Source organism: Rhabdaerophilum calidifontis (assembly GCF_008641065.1).
GTDB lineage: Bacteria > Pseudomonadota > Alphaproteobacteria > Rhizobiales > Beijerinckiaceae > Rhabdaerophilum > Rhabdaerophilum calidifontis.
The window spans coordinates 41,256-58,601 of sequence record NZ_VTRS01000011.1; the positions used below are offsets into that span (position 1 = coordinate 41,256).

At 69.9% G+C, this 17,346-nt stretch carries 8 protein-coding genes; 5 read left to right on the forward strand and 3 right to left on the reverse strand.

The window, feature by feature from the left end; translation table 11 throughout:
- Positions 1-27: 27 nt before the first annotated feature.
- Positions 28-2,787 (reverse strand): nitrate/nitrite transporter, encoded by a 2,760-nt coding sequence (locus FWJ24_RS14020; protein WP_150288457.1) that lies wholly within the window; start codon positions 2,785-2,787, stop codon positions 28-30.
- Positions 2,788-3,056: 269 nt separating this feature from the next.
- Between FWJ24_RS14020 and FWJ24_RS14025 the strand changes: the two genes are divergently transcribed.
- Entirely contained in the window at positions 3,057-3,755 is a 699-nt protein-coding gene (locus FWJ24_RS14025; RefSeq protein WP_150288458.1) for a cyclic nucleotide-binding domain-containing protein, read from the forward strand.
- Between the two features lie 4 nt (positions 3,756-3,759).
- Here FWJ24_RS14025 and FWJ24_RS14030 read toward each other — a convergent pair whose 3' ends face one another.
- The gene (locus tag FWJ24_RS14030) at positions 3,760-4,626 is read right to left on the reverse strand and encodes an efflux RND transporter periplasmic adaptor subunit (protein ID WP_150288459.1); all 867 of its coding nucleotides are present in this window, start codon (positions 4,624-4,626) and stop codon (positions 3,760-3,762) included.
- A 221-nt stretch (positions 4,627-4,847) separates the two neighbouring features.
- Here FWJ24_RS14030 and FWJ24_RS14035 point away from each other — a divergent pair, with 221 nt between their 5' ends.
- From FWJ24_RS14035 to FWJ24_RS14050, 4 genes are read left to right on the forward strand one after another with little or no spacing between them, the layout of a single operon-like run.
- Entirely contained in the window at positions 4,848-5,171 is a 324-nt protein-coding gene (locus FWJ24_RS14035; RefSeq protein WP_150288460.1) for a DUF3467 domain-containing protein, read from the forward strand.
- Between the two features lie 46 nt (positions 5,172-5,217).
- Positions 5,218-7,026: a GAF domain-containing protein gene (locus tag FWJ24_RS14040; protein ID WP_150288461.1), complete on the forward strand. Its 1,809-nt coding sequence runs from the start codon at positions 5,218-5,220 to the stop codon at positions 7,024-7,026.
- Positions 7,027-7,029: 3 nt separating this feature from the next.
- Positions 7,030-9,177: a PqqD family peptide modification chaperone gene (locus tag FWJ24_RS14045; RefSeq protein WP_150288462.1), complete on the forward strand. Its 2,148-nt coding sequence runs from the start codon at positions 7,030-7,032 to the stop codon at positions 9,175-9,177.
- Positions 9,170-11,170, forward strand: a complete 2,001-nt coding sequence (locus tag FWJ24_RS14050; protein WP_150288463.1) for a preprotein translocase subunit SecA — start codon at positions 9,170-9,172, stop codon at positions 11,168-11,170. The genes FWJ24_RS14045 and FWJ24_RS14050 overlap by 8 nt, the downstream gene beginning before the upstream one ends.
- 3 nt (positions 11,171-11,173) lie before the next feature.
- Here FWJ24_RS14050 and FWJ24_RS14055 read toward each other — a convergent pair whose 3' ends face one another.
- Positions 11,174-17,320, reverse strand: coding sequence for a beta-propeller fold lactonase family protein (locus tag FWJ24_RS14055; protein ID WP_206110861.1), 6,147 nt, complete (start codon positions 17,318-17,320; stop codon positions 11,174-11,176).
- Between the last annotated feature and the right edge of the window lie 26 nt (positions 17,321-17,346).

A 17,346-nucleotide genomic window follows, 5' to 3' on the forward strand; every position in this document is an offset into this window, starting at 1 on the left:
GGTCGTTGTTCCTGTCCGGAGAACCGTTCACTGGGCCGGCCGCATGGCGGGGCCGGCCGACGCGGCGGGACCACCGCCGTGCTCGATGTCGTAGAGAAGTCCGCCCTTGCGGGTGTAGAACCACCAGGTCACCGCGATGGAGATCAGGTAGAAGCCGAGGAAGGCGTAGAGCGCACCGGCCGCAGACCCGGTCATGGCGATCGAGGTCCCGAAGGTCTTCGGGATGAAGAAGGCGCCGTAGGCAGCAACCGCCGACGTGAAGCCGATGATCGCGGCCGCCTCCTTGTCGGATTGCCGGGTCAGCTCCACGCCCTTGAGACCGGGCTCGAGCCGCGCGACTTCCTTGCGCATGATCGCGGGGATCATCTGGAAGGTGGAGGCGTTCCCCACCCCGGTCATTGCGAACAGGAACATGAAGCTCGCGAAGAAGACCGGGAAGGCGGTCGGGCTGCCCTTCATGCCGATGGCATAGAGGATCCCGGCAACACCCACGCACATCAGGATGAAGGTCCAGAACGTGATGCGGCCGCCGCCGATCCTGTCGCAGGCCTTGCCGGCCGCGACACGGGCGAGCGCGCCGACGAGCGGGCCGAGGAAGGCGTATTGCAACGCGTTGACCTCCGGGAACAGCACCTTCGTCAGCAGCGGGAACCCGGCCGAATAGCCGATGAACGATCCGAAGGTGCCGGTATAGAGCCAGCACATGATCCAGTTGTGCCGGCGCCGGAAGATCACGGCCTGATCGGCAAAGCTCGCCTTCATCGACGCGATGTCGTTCATCCCGAACCAGGCCGCGAACGCGGAGGCGATGATGAACGGAACGAAGACGAAGCCCGCGTTCTGGAGCCAGAGCGTCGAGGTCACGCCGTTGATGGTCGCGGTCTGGGGCATCCCGCCGAGCCAGCCGAAGACCCCGCTCGTGATCACCAGCGGCACGACGAACTGCACCACGCTCACGCCCAGATTGCCGAGGCCGGCATTGATGGCGAGCGCATTGCCCTTCTCCGCCTTCGGGAAGAAGAAGGAGATATTGGCCATCGACGAGGCGAAATTGCCGCCGCCGAAGCCGCAGAGCAGCGCCAGCAGCAGGAAGACCCAATAGGGCGTATTCGGGTTCTGCACCGCCATGCCCATGCCGAGCGCCGGAATGAGCAGCGACCATGTGGCAAGCGTCGTCCACAGCCGGCCGCCGAACATCGCCGGCATGAAGCTGTAGAAGATGCGCAGCGTCGCGCCCGAAAGGCCGGGCAGCGCCGCGAGCCAGAAGAGCTGCTCGGTGGCAAAGGCGAAGCCGACGCTGGGCAGCCGCGCAACCACGACCGACCACACCATCCACACCGCGAAGGAGAGCAGCAGGCACGGCACCGAGATCCAGAGATTGCGCCGCGCAATGGCCCGCCCCTCCTGCTCCCAGAAGACGGGGTCCTCCGGCCGCCAATCCTGGATCGCGCCGCGCCCGGCCAGCGCGCCCTCGTGCTTCGCTTCGTGGATCGGCTGCATTTCGGGGAGCTGCGGCAGCTTCGTCAGCTCTGGCCCTATCGCCTGCTTCTCCATCGACCGGATCGCGGCGTGCATCCAGATCAGGGAGATCGCGACGATGGCGAAGAGCAGCCAGAAGCAGGATTGCCAGACCCCCGTCAGGTCGTTGAGCGCGCCGAAGGCGATCGGGAGCAGGAACCCCCCGAGGCCGCCGACAAGACCGACGACACCGCCCACCGCGCCGACGCGGTCCGGGTAATAGACCGGGATGTGCTTGTAGACCGCCGCCTTGCCGAGGCTCATGAAGAAGCCGAGCACGAAGGCCGTCACGATGAAGCCGATGATCCCCATCCGGGTCGAGAATTCGACCGGCCCGCGAATACCCTCGACGACATAATGCGTCGGCGGATAGGAGAGGATGAAGGTGCACACCACCGAGACGATGAACGTCCAGTACATGATGGTGCGCGCGCCATATTTGTCCGACAGATGACCGCCATAGGCGCGGAAGATCGAGGCGGGGATCGAATACATCGCGCCGATCATGCCGGCGGTGGCGATGTCGAGCCCGTAGACGCCGATCAGATAACGCGGCAGCCACAGCGCCAGGGCGACGAAGGCGCCGAACACGAAGAAGTAATAGAGCGAGAAGCGCCAGACCTGGATGTTCTTCAGCGGCTCCATCATCGCCGAGAGCGGCTCGGGCTTTGCGCCGCTCGCGCGGCGGCGGGCCAGATCCGGATCATCCTTGGTGAAGAGGAAGAACAGCACCGCCGTCACGGCCAGCGCCGCCGCCCAGATGAGCGCAACGCTCTTCCAGCCATAGGCGACCATCACCACGGGCGCGGCGAACTTCGTCACCGCCGCGCCGACATTGCCGGCGCCGAAGATCCCGAGCGCGGTGCCCTGCTTCTCCTTGGGATACCATTTCGCGACATAGGCGATGCCGACCGAGAAGGACCCGCCAGCAATGCCGACGCCGAGCGCTGCGATCAGGAAGGTCAGGTAATCATAGGCGTAGGTGAGGAAGAAGGTCATCACCGCCGCAGTCAGCATCGTGAAAGTATAGACGATGCGGCCGCCATATTGGTCGGACCAGATACCGAGGATCAATCGGATCAGCGAGCCTGTCAGGATCGGTGTTCCGACCAGCAGGCCGAACTGCGTGTCGTTGAGTCCAAGATCCTTCTTGATCTGGATTCCGATGATCGCGAAGATCGTCCAGACGGCGAAACAAACCGTGAAGGCGATCGTGGACAGCCAGAGTGCACGGCTCTGGTCGGACGGATTGACAGTGGCACTGGACATGACCGGGCCCGATGAATCGACACATCGCGGATTGGATGCGTGGAGCATCAGGGCGATCCGCGGCCATGGGAACCTTGACGTGGATCAACAGCTTCAAGCCATTCCAAACTTTCAAGATCGGAGGAAAATTCTGTCAAATACAGCGATCTATTCCGTCAATACTGATCGTCAATGTTATCAATTTTATTCTTGACTAAAGTCAATGATGGAATTGAATAGCCCGCACAGGTTCGAGGCAGCCATCGTTCCGGAATGTGGGAGCATATGCCATGCGGGCTGAAGAGCTGGCCGAGATGGGGCGACTGCCCCTGTTCGTCGACGTCACGGAGGCACATGTCGCCGCCATGCTGCGCGGTGCCTTCCTCCAGCGCTTTCCCGCCCATGTCGAACTCGTGCGCGAGGGCGAGCCGGCGGATTTCCTGCACGTCATCGTCGACGGCCAGGTCGAGGTCTTCGCCGCCTATCGCGACCGCGAGACCACGGTCTCGGTCCTCGGCACGGGACACAGCTTCATCGTCGCGGCGGTGCTGCTCGATCGGGTCTATCTGAAATCGGCGCGGACTCTGTCGCCCGCGCGTATCCTGCTGGTGCCGGCGGAGACCGTGCGCGCGTATTTCGCGATCGACGCCACCTTCGCCCGCGCGCTGGCGGTGGAACTTGCGCTCGCCTATCGCGGGGTCGTCAAGGAGCTGAAAAACCAGAAGCTGCGCTCGAGCCTCGAAAGGCTCGCCAACTGGCTGCTGATCCGTGATGCCGAGACCGGCGGGACCGGGCGCTTCGACCTGCCCTTCGACAAGAAGATCCTTGCCTCGCGGCTCGGCATGGCGCCGGAAGTGCTCTCGCGCGCCTTCGCCTCGCTGGCCCCCTACCATGTCCGTGTCGAGGGGCCGCAGGTCCGGATCGGCGACCCCGCGGCGCTGGCGGGCCTGGCCCAGCCGAAGCCGACGATCGACGACCCGAACACCTGACGCGTCACGGATCCCGCGAGGGCGCGCCGGGTGTTTCGGCTTCGGGTGGCAGGAAGCGGATGCGGCAGCGGAGACCGGCCGGCAGCCGATATTCGGGATTGGGCAGCCTGAGCCGGATGCCGAACGTGCTGCTCGCGGCATCGATAACCGGATCGATGACGATGACGGTGGCGATGTGGCGGCCGCCGATCGGCTCCTCCGGCCGGATCTCGGCCCGGGCTCCGAGCGCGGTCTGACCGAAGAACGCGACCGGCACGAAAACCTCGACATGGAGCGGGTCGATGCGCGCCAGCGTCATCAGCGAGGCCTGATCGTGGCGATATTCGCCGGCGGCCATGGTCCGCTCGATCACCACGCCGTCAAGCGGGCTCAGCACGCGGCGCTGCGCGAGGCTCGCCTCGCTGCGCCGCGCTTCGAGACGCGCGGATTCCATCGCGAATTCGGCGTCGCGGATCAGGATTCCGGCGACCTTGGCCTCCGTCAGCGCTTCGTCGAGCTGGGATTCCGTCACGGCACCGGCATTGATCTGCTTCAGCCGCTGCAACCGCTCCGCCGTGCGGCGCGCGCGCTCGAAGCGCGCCCGCGCCGCCTCGATGGGCTGGTCATTGGCCGCGCGGGACCGCGCGAGATCGAGATTGGCGCGCTCGACGCTGGAATCGAGTTCGACCAGCAACTGCCCTGCCCGGACGCGGTCGCCCCGATCGACATGGACGCGCTCGATCAGCCCCGCCGCGCCGGCCGCGACCTTGACGCGGGAATGCGCGTCCATCAGGCAATCGAATTCGGCCTGATCGAGCGGCGGCGCCGCTCGCGGCGCCCCGGCGAGCCCCATCGCCAGCAGACCGGAAACAACCAGAACGCGCATCGCCATGATGATCCGCCGCAAACCGGGAAGCCACAAGGAATATCGCGGCCGAAAACGCCATGGAACCGCGCTGCGATCAAGTCCTCGCACGCATTCCGCCGCGACACAATTGCCCTCTCCCGTCCTGTCATGCCAGTGTCATCTTGCTCTGGGACACGGCGGAGCTCGACCATCGACGGTCCGGGCCGTTTCCACGGTACTTTAAGTCAGAAACAGGGTCAGCACGCATGACGACGGCACAATCGGGGCAGGAACAGAAGACGGAAGCGGCCGAGGCGCCGGACGGCGCGGTGCCGGTCGTGTGGGACGACAGCAAGATGACGACCCAGTTCGCCAATGTCGTCAACATCCAGAGCACCCTGGAGCAGATCGACCTGTTCTTCGGCACCAACAAGACCTGGAACGTCTCGAACGAGCGCCAGGTCAAGGTTGATCTCACCAACCGCGTCATCCTGAGCCCGCATGCCGCCAAGCGGCTCTGGGCGGCGCTCGGCGGCGTGCTCAAGGAATACGAGAGCCGGCACGGCGCGCTGAAGATCGACGGACGCTGAGCGGAGCGCGCCCGCCATGGGGAGCGCCCGGGATGCTCCCGCGCCGATGATCCCGCCGCCGGCGGCGGAAGCCGGCGGAATCCACGATCCGGCGCTCTGGAAACGGCTCGCCGAGACGGCCGATGACGGTGAATTCGCCGCTTCCTGGCTCGCGCTCCAGGCCGGCTTCATCGCCGGCACGCGGCGGGCCCTGGTGCTGCTGCCGGCCTCGGATGGCGCGCCGGCACCCGTCCTCTGGCCCGACGGCGCCGCGATCGCGGATCTCCTTCCGGTCGCGGCCCAGGCGATCGCGGCGGCCAAGGGCGTCGCACAGCCCGATCCGGACGCGGCGCTGTGCCGGCTGGCCTTTCCCGTCCCGACCCGGTCCGGCGCGACCGGCGCGGTCGCGCTCGAATGCGCGGCGCGCGACGAGCAGGCGATCCGCCGCGCGATGCGGGACTTGCAATGGGGCACGGGCTGGCTGCGGGCCCGGTTCGGGAGCGCAGGCGATCCCGGACGGCTCGGTGCGATCGTCGACCTGATGACCGCCGCCGCCGAGGCGGAAAGCCATCGCGCGGCCTGTCTCGCGGTCGCGACCGAGGCGGCGCAGATCCATGGCTGCGATCGCGTCTCCATCGGCTTCGTGCGCGGCAATCGCTGCCGGATCGCGGCGATCTCGCACAGTGCGCTGTTCGGCCAGCAGATGAACCTCGTCCGGATGCTCGAAGCGGCGATGGACGAGGCGATCGACCAGCAGGCGATCCTCGTTCATCCGGCACCGCCCGATGAAACCAATGTCACCCATGCGCATGCGGAATTCGCGGCACGGCAAGGGTCGGCGATTGTGCTCACCTGCCCGCTCGTGCTGCATGACCGCTTCACCGGCGCCATCACGCTCGAACGCCCCGCCGGGCGGCCCTTCGATTCCGCCACCATCGCCGCGATCGACGCGCTCGCCGGGGCGCTGGCGCCGATCCTGGAGGACAAGCGGCGGGGCGACCGCTGGGCGATCACCGTGGCGGGCGCGGCGCTGGCGCGCGGCGCGCGGGCGCTGCTCGGGCCGGGCCATGCCGCCGCCAAGCTCGCGCTGCTGACCACCGCCGGGCTTGCGGCGCTCTTCGCGTTCTGGACCGCGCCCTACCGCGTGACGGCCGAGGCCGTGATCGAGGGCAGCGTCCAGCATGCCGTCGTCGCCTCGTTCAACGGCTTCATCCGCGAGGCGCCGGTGCGGCCGGGCGATGTGGTCGCGGCGGGGCAGCTCGTCGTCGCGCTCGACGACCGCGAACTGGCGCTCGAACGGCTGCGCTGGGTGACGGAGCGCCAGCGTCGGGTCATCGAATACGACCGCGCGCTCAGCGACCGCAACCGCGCCGAGACGCGGGCGCTGGCGAGCATGATCGAGCAGGCCGAGGCGCAGATCCGGCTCGTCGACGAACAGCTCGGACGCACCCGGCTCACCGCGCCCTTCGCCGGGCTCGTGGTCAGCGGTGATCTCACGCAATCGATCGGCGCCGCCGTGCAGCGCGGCCAGACCCTGCTCGAGATCGCGCCGGTCGACGATTACCGCGTGGTGCTCCAGGTCGATGAGAGCCAGATCGGTGATATCCGCGCCGGCAGCGCGGGGGCGCTGGTCGCAGCCTCGCTGCCGCACCAGGCCTATCCGGTCTCGATCGCCCGCATCACCCCGGTCTCGACCGCGCGCGAGGGCCGCAACACCTTCCGCGTCGAGGCCCGGCTCGAACGGCCGGTGCCGGAGCTGCGCCCCGGCATGCGGGGCGTCGCCAAGATCGAGATCGACACGCGGCGTGTGCTCTGGATCTGGACGCGCGCCGCGCAGAACTGGGCGCGGCTGGCGCTCTGGCGCTGGTTCGGCTGAGCCATGGCCGGGCCGCTCTACAGCCCCTCCTGGTATCGCGTCGCCGAGTTGCGGCCAAGGCTGCGGCCGCATGTCGAGATCCACCGGCAATCGCTGCGCGGCGATGTCTGGTATGTCGTCCAGGATCATCAGACCGGGCAGTTCCACCGGCTGTCGCCGGCCGGTTATTTCGTCCTCGGGCAGATGGACGGGCGGCGCAGCGTCGACGAGATCTGGCGGCGCGCCTGCGCGCGACTCGGCGACGAACAGCCGACGCAGCAGGAACTCGTCGAGTTGCTAGCCCAGCTCCACGGCGCCGACCTGATCCTCGGCGACGTGACGCCGGATCTCGCCGAGATGGATCTCCGCGCCGCCCGCCACCAGAAACGCACGCTGCTCTCGCGGCTGCGCAACCCGCTGGCGCTGCGGCTGCCACTGCTTGACCCCGACCGTTTCCTCGCCGCGACCCTGCCGCTTGTGCGGCCGCTCTTCACGCATGCGGGCTTCGCCGCCTGGCTTCTGCTGGTCCTCGCCGGGATCGTCGTCGGCGCCGTCAATTTCGAGGCGTTCGGCGCCGGCATCGCCGACCAGGCACTCACGGCCGAGAACGTGCTGCTGATCCTGCTGCTCTACCCCGCGGTCAAATGCATCCACGAACTCGGGCATGCCTATGCCACCAAGGTCTGGGGCGGCGAGGTGCACGAGATGGGCGTGATGGTGCTGGTCTTGATGCCGGTCCCCTATCTCGACGCCTCGGCCTCGACCGGCTTCCGCGACCGCCGGCAGCGCATGATCGTCGGCGGGGCGGGCATCCTTGTCGAACTGGCGCTGGCGGCGCTGGCGATGATCGTATGGGCGCTCGCGGAGCCGGGGCTCCTGCGCGCCGTGGCATTCAACGTGGTGCTGATCTGCGGCGTCTCGACCCTGGTGTTCAACGCCAATCCGCTTTTGCGTTTCGACGGCTATTACGTACTCTCCGATCTCCTGGAGATCCCCAATCTCGCGAGCCGCGCCAACAAATACGTGCTCTACCTCATCGAGCGTCACGGGTTCGGGGTCAGCGAGGCCATTTCCCCCGTCACCGCGCCAAGCGAGCGCGGCTGGCTGCTCGCCTATGCGATCGCCTCCTTCCTCTACCGGTTCGCGATCATGCTGACGATCGCGCTCTATATCGCGACGCAGCTGTTCTTCGTCGGCGTCGGGCTGGCGCTGATCTCGGTGTTCGGGGCGGTGGTCTGGCCGCTGCTCAAGGGCATCCGGCATCTTGCAACCGGCGCGAGCCTGCGCGGCCGGCGCCGGCGCGCCCTTGCGGTCAGCGCCGCCGCCGCAGGGGCGATGATCCTGCCGCTGCTCGCGCTGCCCCTGCCCCATGCCACCATGGCCCAGGGAATCGTCTGGGTCGGCGAACAGGCGGCATTGCGCGCCGAGGCCGACGGGATCGTGACCGCGATCATCGCCCATAGCGGCGCGCGCGTGGCCGCCGAGGCGCCGATCCTCGTCGCGGAGGACCGCGTCCTCGCCGCGATGCTCGCGGTGCAGGGGCATCAGCTCGCGGAATTGCAGGCGCGGCTGGAGGCGGTGCGGCTCACCGATCTCGTCCAGGCCAACCTGCTGCGCGAACAGGTGCGCAACCTCGAGGGCCAGATCGCCGAGAGCCGCCGCCGGCTCGCGGGGCTGGAGCTGCGGAGCGCGCGCGCCGGCCTGTTCCTCGCCTCCGACATGACCGACCTGCCCGGCCGGCTGCTGCGGCGCGGCGACGTGGTCGGCTATGTGCTCGGCGAGGAGGATCCGGTGGTCCGCGTCGTCGTCACGCAGGCCGATGTCGATCTCGTCCGCCGCAGCACGCGGGCGATCACGATCCGCTTCAGCGAGCGCATCGAGGAGGCGCTGCCCGCGACGTTGCTCCGCGAAGTGCCCGCGGCGCAGGCGGAATTGCCGCATCTCGCGCTTGCCACCAGCGGCGGCGGCACGATCCTCCTCGATCCGATGGCGCAGGATCGGCCGCGCGCGCTCGAACCGATCTACCAGTTCGACCTGCGCCTGCCGCCCGGCGCGGCACCGCCCCGGCTCGGCGGGCGCGTCCATGTCCGGTTCGCGCATCCCGACGAACCCGCCGGGCCGCGCCTGCTGCGCGCCGCGCGCCAGGTGTTCCTGAGGCAGTTCGGTGTCTGAAGCGGCACTCCCCGCGCGGCACAACCTGCCCAATCCCCGCCGCCGCGCCGAGCGCGAGATCCGGCACGAGACCCTGCTCGACCGCTGGCTTGCGGAGGCGGAAGCCGCGATCGTCGCCGCCATCGCGCCGCTGCGCCGGCACGGGCTCGCGCGGATCGTTGCGGAAGTCCGCCGCCGCGAGGCCGCGCTCGCCAGGCTCTCCGATGCGGAGATCCGCGCCGCGGCACGGGATTGCGGGCGGCGCATGCGCGGCGGAGCGCTGACCGCGCCGGCCCTCGCGGGCGAGGCGTTCGCGCTGGTGCGCGAGGCGTCCGGCCGGGTGCTCGGCAAGCGGCATCACGATGTGCAGCTCATCGGCGGCTACGCCCTGCTCCGCGGCATGCTCGCCGAGATGAATACCGGCGAGGGCAAGACGCTGACCGGCACCCTCGCCGCGATCAGCGCCGCGCTGGCCGGGATCCCGGTGCATGTGGTCTCGGTCAACGATTATCTCGTGCGCCGTGACGCCGAGGCGCTGGGGCCGCTCTATGCCTTTTTCGGCCTGCGGGTCGGGATCGTGGTCCATGGCCAGAGCCCGGCCGAGCGCCGCGCGGCCTATGCCTGCGACGTCACCTATTGCTCGAACAAGGAGCTGGCCTTCGATTACCTGCGCGACCGGCTGGCGCTCGGTCGCACGCGCGGCGCCAACCGCGCGCGGCTCGCGGCGCTCGCCGGCGGCGAGGCCGCCGAGGCCGCCCTGCCGGTGATGCGGGGGCTGCATTTCGCGATCATCGACGAGGCGGACAGCGTGCTGGTCGACGAGGCGCGCACGCCGCTGATCCTGTCGCGCAACCTCTCCTCCGAGGAGGAGGCGCGGCTCTATGCCGAGGCGCTGGCGCTCGCGGGCGCACTCCGCGAGCCGGAGGAATACCGCCTCCACCGCGCCGAACGGCGCATCGAGCTGACCCCGGCCGGCAAGGCGGCGCTGGCCGAACGCGCCCGGAAGCTCGGCGGCCCCTGGCTCAGCCGTCCGCAGCGCGAGGAGCTGATCCACCAGGCGCTGACGGCGCGGCACCTGATGATCCGCGACGAGCATTACATCCTGCGCGACGGCAAGGTGCAGATCGTCGATGAATATACCGGGCGCATCATGGCCGACCGGTTCTGGACCGACGGCCTGCACCAGCTGGTCGAGATCAAGGAGGGTTGCGCGCTCTCCCAGCGGCGGGCGAGCCTCGCGCGCCTCACCTACCAGCGCTTCTTCCGCCGCTATCTTCGCCTCGCCGGCATGAGCGGCACCGCGACCGAGGTCGCGGCCGAGCTCTGGCGCGTCTACCGGCTGGCGGTGGCGCGCGTGCCGCCGCACCGCCCGTCGCGACGGCGGCTGGCGCCCGACCGCATCTTCGCAACCGAAGCCGAGAAATGGGCGGCCCTGGCCGCCACCTGCGCCCGGTTGCGCGCGCAGGGCGTGCCGATCCTGATCGGCACGCGCTCGGTCGGCGCGTCGAACGCCGCCGCGGCGCGGCTCGCCGACGCCGGCATTCCCCATCAGGTGCTCAACGCCGCGCAGGATGCCGAGGAGGCCGCGATCATCGCCGGAGCCGGCGCGCCCGGCCGCGTCACCATCGCCACCAACATGGCCGGGCGCGGCACCGACATCCTGCTCGCCGGTGCCGCCGCGGAAGCGGGCGGGCTGCATGTGCTGCTGACCGAACGCCACGATTCGCGCCGGATCGACCGTCAGCTCATCGGCCGCTCGGCGCGGCAGGGCGATCCCGGCTGGGCGCAGGCGCTGCTCTCGCTCGAAGATCCGCTGCTCGAGGCCGTGAAGGGCGAATTGGGCCTGCGGCTCGCGCGGCTGGCGCTCGCTTCCGGATGGGAATGGCCGGCAAGGCGGATCATCCGCCGCGCACAGCGGCTCGCCGAGCGCCAGAACGCGCGGATCCGCGCCGAATTGCTGCTGCGCGAGGACGGCCTCGATCAGGCGCTGGCCTTCTCCGGCCGGCCGGAATGATCCTCAGCGGCGCGGCAGCGTGAGCCAATCCTCGCCGGATGCGGCAAGGAAGGCGGTGGGCACCGTCTCCGTCGCCTCGATCCAGAGCCAATCCGGATCCGGCTCCGCAAGGCCCGGGCCGGCGGCATCGGGCCGCGCCTCGGCGAGCAGGTCGAGCCTGGCGGCGAGCACACGGTCGAAGCTGGTGACGCGGCGCGGCGCCCCGGCGCCGAGAACGAGCGCCGCGCCGGCCATCAACCCCGGCGTCAGGACCATGTCCGCACCCGCATCCGGCATGCTCCCGCGCGCGCGGCGCGCCGCATCCGGGGCGGCCCCGTGCCGGGGCTCCGGCTCGGGCGCGAGACCGGGCGCGTCCTGCCCGGAACCGCGGCCGGCGGTCGCACCGGACATGCCGCCGGCGGAGGGAAGCGCGCGCCGGACGCGATCCTCGGCATCGGTGCCGGCCGCCGCCACGGCCGAGCCGGGCGCATCGGGCGCGCGGCCAAGCGGATCATAGGGCACGAGATACGGCGCGCCCTCGTCGGAATAGGCGTCGGGATCGACCGAGGCGGTCTTCGGCGGCACCTTGCCGCCCCCGAGGATCAGTTCGCTCGGCGCGCCGTAATCCGGCGCGAAGAACCCCGCGGCGCCGGGGCCGGTGCTCGTCATGACCGGCAGCAGGGCGGGCGCCAGCCGCTCCGGATCGGCCTCGATGGGCGGCGTCACCTGGATCGCGAACGTGACGAGGGCGATATCGGTATCGTCATCCGCCACGGCGAGCCGGATCTGGAACCCGCCGAGCGCGCGATAGGCGTGATCGACGCGGAAGCCGCGCGTGACCGGATCGACCGCGATCCGCTCGACCGTGCCGTCGCCCCAGTCGATGGTCACGACATGGGTATCGAGCGTCCCGGTCTCGGTGAAGAAACCCTCGACGAAGGTGCGCTCGCCCGGCACCAGCCCCTGCCGGGTGATCGTCGCCGTCAGGACCGGCGCCGCATTGGCGACGCGGATCTGCGCGAGCGCCTCGGTGCTGGCGCCGTCCTTGTCGGTCACGCGCAGGCGGATCTGGTAATCGTCGCCGGAGGTCGCGGTGGGATCGTCGTCGAGATAGCTGTGCTCGGCCGAGAAGCGGTAGAGCCCGGCCTGCGCGTCATAGGTGATGCCGCCGCCCGGCGCGGTGGTCAGCGTCAGGCGATGCGGCCGCGTCACGCCGCCCGCCGCCTTCTCGCCGAAGCTGATCTCGAGCGTATAGGGCGCATCCGCCGCGCCGCCGGCATCGGAGAACGCGCCTTCGAGCCGCAGCCGCCCGTTCTCGAGCAGGGTCAGCGTCACGGGCGGCAACGCGCCGGAAATCCCGCCGGAAACGTCGCGCCAGATCGCCGGGCGCCGGATCCCGTCGGCGAGGTCGGTCAGCGCGATCGCGCGGAAGACCGGCGGCGCGTTGAGCACGCTTACGTCGACCGTCTCGCGATCGCTGTCGCCGCGCTCGTCCGTGACCGTGACACCGATCGTGTAGGGCGCATTGCCGGGGCGGTTGTCGGCGTAGACATGGCGGACCATGAAGCTGCGGTTGACCGGATCGACGACGATATCCGCGCCGATGCCGGCCGAGCGCGAGAGGGTGCCGTCGCCCCAATCGATGACGATCGCATGCGTGTCGAGCGGGCCGGGATCGGTGAAGGTGCCGGTCAGCACCACCGCGCTGCCCTCCTCGGCAGGGCTCGGCGCCACGTTGAGCGCGGTGATCGCCGGCGGCAGGTTGAGCACGGCGAAGCCATGCGTCACCTGCGTCGCGCCGCCGTCATCGTCGGCGATCGCGACCGTAACGCGGTAATTGCCGTCCTGCGCGAATTGCCGCGCCAGGCTGAAATCGCGGGTGCCGGTGACGAAAGTCAGCCCCGAGGCATCCGGATCGACCGCGAACACGCTCCAGAGCCCCGGCGCATGCTCGACCTCCCAGGTCACGACCATCCGATGCACATCGAGCGTGCCCGGATCGGCGAAGCGGCCCGACACGATTGCGAAGCCGTTCTCGAACACTGGCAGCGCGCCGCCCGCGCCTGCCACCGCCGAGGCGGTGATCACCGGCGCGACATTGTCGACCACCAGTTCATGGGCGCCGAAATCGTATTGGCCGCTGCCATCCACGGCCCAGATCCGGGCCTGATAGGTGCCGTTGTCGAGATAGCGATGCGTGAAGCGCGCCGCGGTGATCGTCTCGCCGTTCGGCGCGAGCGTCCGCGTGCCGCCGGGGAAGGTTTCGCGCGTGCCGTCGCCCCAATCGACGATCCAGTCGCGGATCACGTCGGCGCCGGGATCGCGGACCGTGATCGTGAGCGTGCTGAGCACACCTTCCGGCTGTGCATCGCGCGTCACGCCGACCAGAACCGGCGGCACCTCGTTGATCCGGATTGTCGTCAGCCCCTCGGCGACGCCGCCATCCTTGTCGATGATCTGGCCGCGCACCGTCAGGGAGCCGGATTCCCGCAGCCATTGCGCCGGGATGGTGCCGGTGAAGCCTCCGGAATGCGGCGTGACAATCTGGTTTAAGATCTCAATCCATGACGCGGATGCCGCATCGAAAACATCGATCCGATACCGCAATCGATCCTGATCCGGCGCCGCAGGGTCGCCGGTACCCGCGAAGGCGACGGAGGCGCTCGCGGCGCCCTCGTCCACCGTGCTGCCGGTGAATGCCAGGAACGACGGCGCGACATTGGAGACGGTGAGCGCCGTCGCCCCGCCCTGCTGGAGAAGCGCGCCGTAGCGGACCTGGAGCGACACGGCATAGGTGCCGGAATCGACCACCCCGTTCTGGCCCCAGGCGAAATCGAGAACCGGCGCCGCGCCGCTGCTGATCGTGACCGCCGAGGGGCCGGTGCCGATCGTCCAGAGATATTCCGTCGGCGCCCCCGGCGCGGTCGCGGTCAGGGTCACGCGGCCGCCCTCGCGGATCGCGTAAGGCCCGCCCGGCGACAGGTCCTGCTGCCGGACGCGGATCTCATAGGCATAGGCGGCCGACCAGGTCGGCACCGGATCACCGGCGGCATCGCGCGTCGCAGGATCGTCGTCGATCACGCCGACCCGCAGCGTGAAGCGGCCGGGCTGCGCGAAGACGCGCGTCGCCGCGGCGCTCGTCGAGCCGAAGATCTCGTCGACCGTGCCGTCGCCGTCCCAGTCGATCACCCAGTTCACCGCCCGGTCGACGGCGGAGGCGTCGATGGCGAGGAAATCGCGGATCTCGAAGGGCTGGCCGACATAGCCCACCGGCGGCACCGTGGCCGTCACTGCCGGGCGGCGGTCGGCCAGCGCGACGCGCGCGGCGGCCGAGCCCGTCAGCGGCACATTGTTGGTGGCGCGGGCGGCGATGGCGAACGGCGAGAACCGGCTCTCGCGCAGGCCGAGTTCCACGAGCCGCGCCCAGGACAGGGTGACATCATAGAAATTGGAGGCCGGCCCCTGGCGGATTCCGGTGACATCGCCGAACAGCCCGTCGCCGTCGATGTCGAACACCACGCCCGGCGGCGCGACGCTGCCATCGCCGAAGGGGATGACCTCGACGCGGATCGTCAGGTCCTGCCCCTCGATTGCCGACAATTGCGTCTGCTCAAGCCCGGTCGCGGGGTCGATGAAGCGGATCACAGGCGCGGCCGCGATCGCGTAGCCCTCGAAGCTCGTATAGACGAGGCGGCCGCGGCCGGGCAGTTCCAGCGCGCCGTCCGGCAGGAGCGGACCGGGAACCGGGCTGCCGGATGCGTCGAAGGCCGAGATCGTGGCGGCAGGCGGCACCACGAAGCGCAGCCGGTCGCCCGTCGCGCCGCCCGTCGGGTCGTCGCCATGGGCGATCGTCATCGCATCGGCCGGGAGATTCTCGGCGAACACGATCACCTCGTCATCGCCGGAACCGGCGAAGACCCGCGTCACCGCGCCGGGGCCGACGCGCTCGATCGTGATGATGTCGGCGCCGCCGCCGGGGCTCGTCCGGTCGTCGTCGCCGTAGATCTCGGTCACGGCGCGGGCGCCGGTCGAGACGATGGTGATGCGGTCGTCGCCGCGCCCGCCGAACAGGGTGAGGGCGCGGTCGGCACTCTGCGCGCGCAATTCGGCCGTATCATCCCCCGCGCCGAGTTCGATGCGGGTCGAGGCGCCGAAATCGGCGACGACAACCCCGTCTGCGCCGCCATTCGTGCGCACGAGGGTCGATTCGACGATGGCGGGCGGCGCGAGCGCGATCTGGACCCGGTCGTCGCCGTCGCCGGTGACAAGCCCGATCGCCTCGACATGGTGATGCTCGGTCACGAAGCGCGATGGCGGCGCCTGCGGCGAGAGATCGGCGACGAAGCGCGCGAAACCGCCGATCTCGACCGGCATGCCGAGGCTGCCGACGAACACCTCCAGCGTGTTGGCGACGGGATCGTATTGCCCCAGCGCCAGCGCCGCCGGGGTTTCGAGGCCGCGGATGCCGGCGACATCCTCGCGCAGCACCTGCGCGAATTGCAAAGCCGGCAGCAGGGTTCCGTCCTGTCGCTCGCGCACGAACACCGCGAGCGTGTTGCCGGCGCCGCCGGTGACGAGGACATAGCGCCCGTCCGGCGTCACCGCGATATCGCTCGGCGCCGCGAGGCCACGCACCCCGTCCTGGCCGTTGCGCAGCGTCTGGACATGCTCCAGCGGATCGCCCGGCCGGCCGGTGGCGCGGAAGACCGCCAGCGTGTCGGAGGCGCCTCCGGTCACGAACAGGAAGCCGCCATTGGCATCCTGGTGATAGGCGAGGTCGGCGGCGCCGGCGAGGCCGAGGCCGAAGCCCGCGAAGCTCTGCACCACGGCCCCGCTTGCGAGATCGACGACGCGGAGCGCGTCGCCCGCCGCGTCGGCGATGAAGGCGAGATTGCCGTGGGTCACGATCTCGGTGCCGGGCGCGGCGGTCACAAGGGTCGCGGCGCCGAGCGCGCCGGAGGCATCGAGCGTCAGCCGGATCGTGCCGCCGGCGCCGCTCGCGAACACGGTCGTGCCTTCGATCCGCAGCGCGTCGTGGAACTGGCCGGCGACCTGGGTCGCGCCGAGGAACCGGAGATTGGCGCCGACGCGCTCGAACACCGCGATCTTCTGCTCGCTCTGGCTGGCGACGAGCACGAAGCCGCCGGCGGCATCCCCGCCGACGGCCAGCGCCGAGGCGCCGTCCAGCCCATCGATCACCCGACCGTTCATGGCGTCGGTCTGGCCGTCCTTGAACAATTGCCGCTGCGAGCCATCCGCGAGGTTGATCACCACCAGCGCGTCCTGCCCTGATGCGAGGCCGTAGGCATGGCTCGGCGCGGCGCCGGCCGCAGCCGGACGCAGCGCGACCGCGTCGAATCCCTGAATGTCCGCAACCTGCGGCGCCGCCGCGCGCTGGGCCGCGATGTAGCGCACGCCGTTATCGGCGATCGAGACGCCGGAGAGCATCGACACCGAGCCGGCAATCTCGGTCGCGATCGACGCATAGAGCCCGTTGGTCACCGTGCTGCCGTTGAACAGCGCGTCGTCCTCGCGGACCAGAACCGCCCAGACCGCATCGTCCGGCAGGCTCGTGAGCGCGGTATCGGCCTGCAGGCCGCCGGTCATCAGAGCCTGCGCGGCGATGCCGAAGCCGATCGCTGGGCTGGCGATCGCCAGGCCGGAGACATTGGCGAACAGGATCAGGTCGTAGCCGGGAAAGACCTCGCGGAACGGGTTGTCGGTCGCGAGCGCGAGATCGTAGCGCAGGATCCCGACCAGCGCATTGGCCTGCGGACCGTCAATATCGGCGTCGGAGAGGTCGTAATCGAGCGAGCGGGCGCTGAGCCCTGCGACGATGCCGAACACCTCGGCGCCGCCGGCGATCCCCGGCAGGTTGGCCGTCTGCGGCGCGCCGAGGATATAGGGGTTGAGGCCCGTCGGCCCGGCATAGCGCTCGATCCCGGTCAAGGCGATGCCTGCGAGATTGCCGGCCTGCGGCTCGACCGCCTGCGTGTTCGAGGCGATGATGAACCGCCCGCCCTCGCCGCTGCCCGCGCGCCCGCCCTCGAAGCGGACGCCGCCGAGGCCGCCCTGGACGTCGATGATGGCACCGCCGGCGTTCACGTCGGTGGCATAGAGCTTGATCGTGCCGCCGGCGCCGCCGCCGCCCGCGCCGCCCGCGCCGCCCACCCGGCCGTCACCGCCGCGCGCGCCGC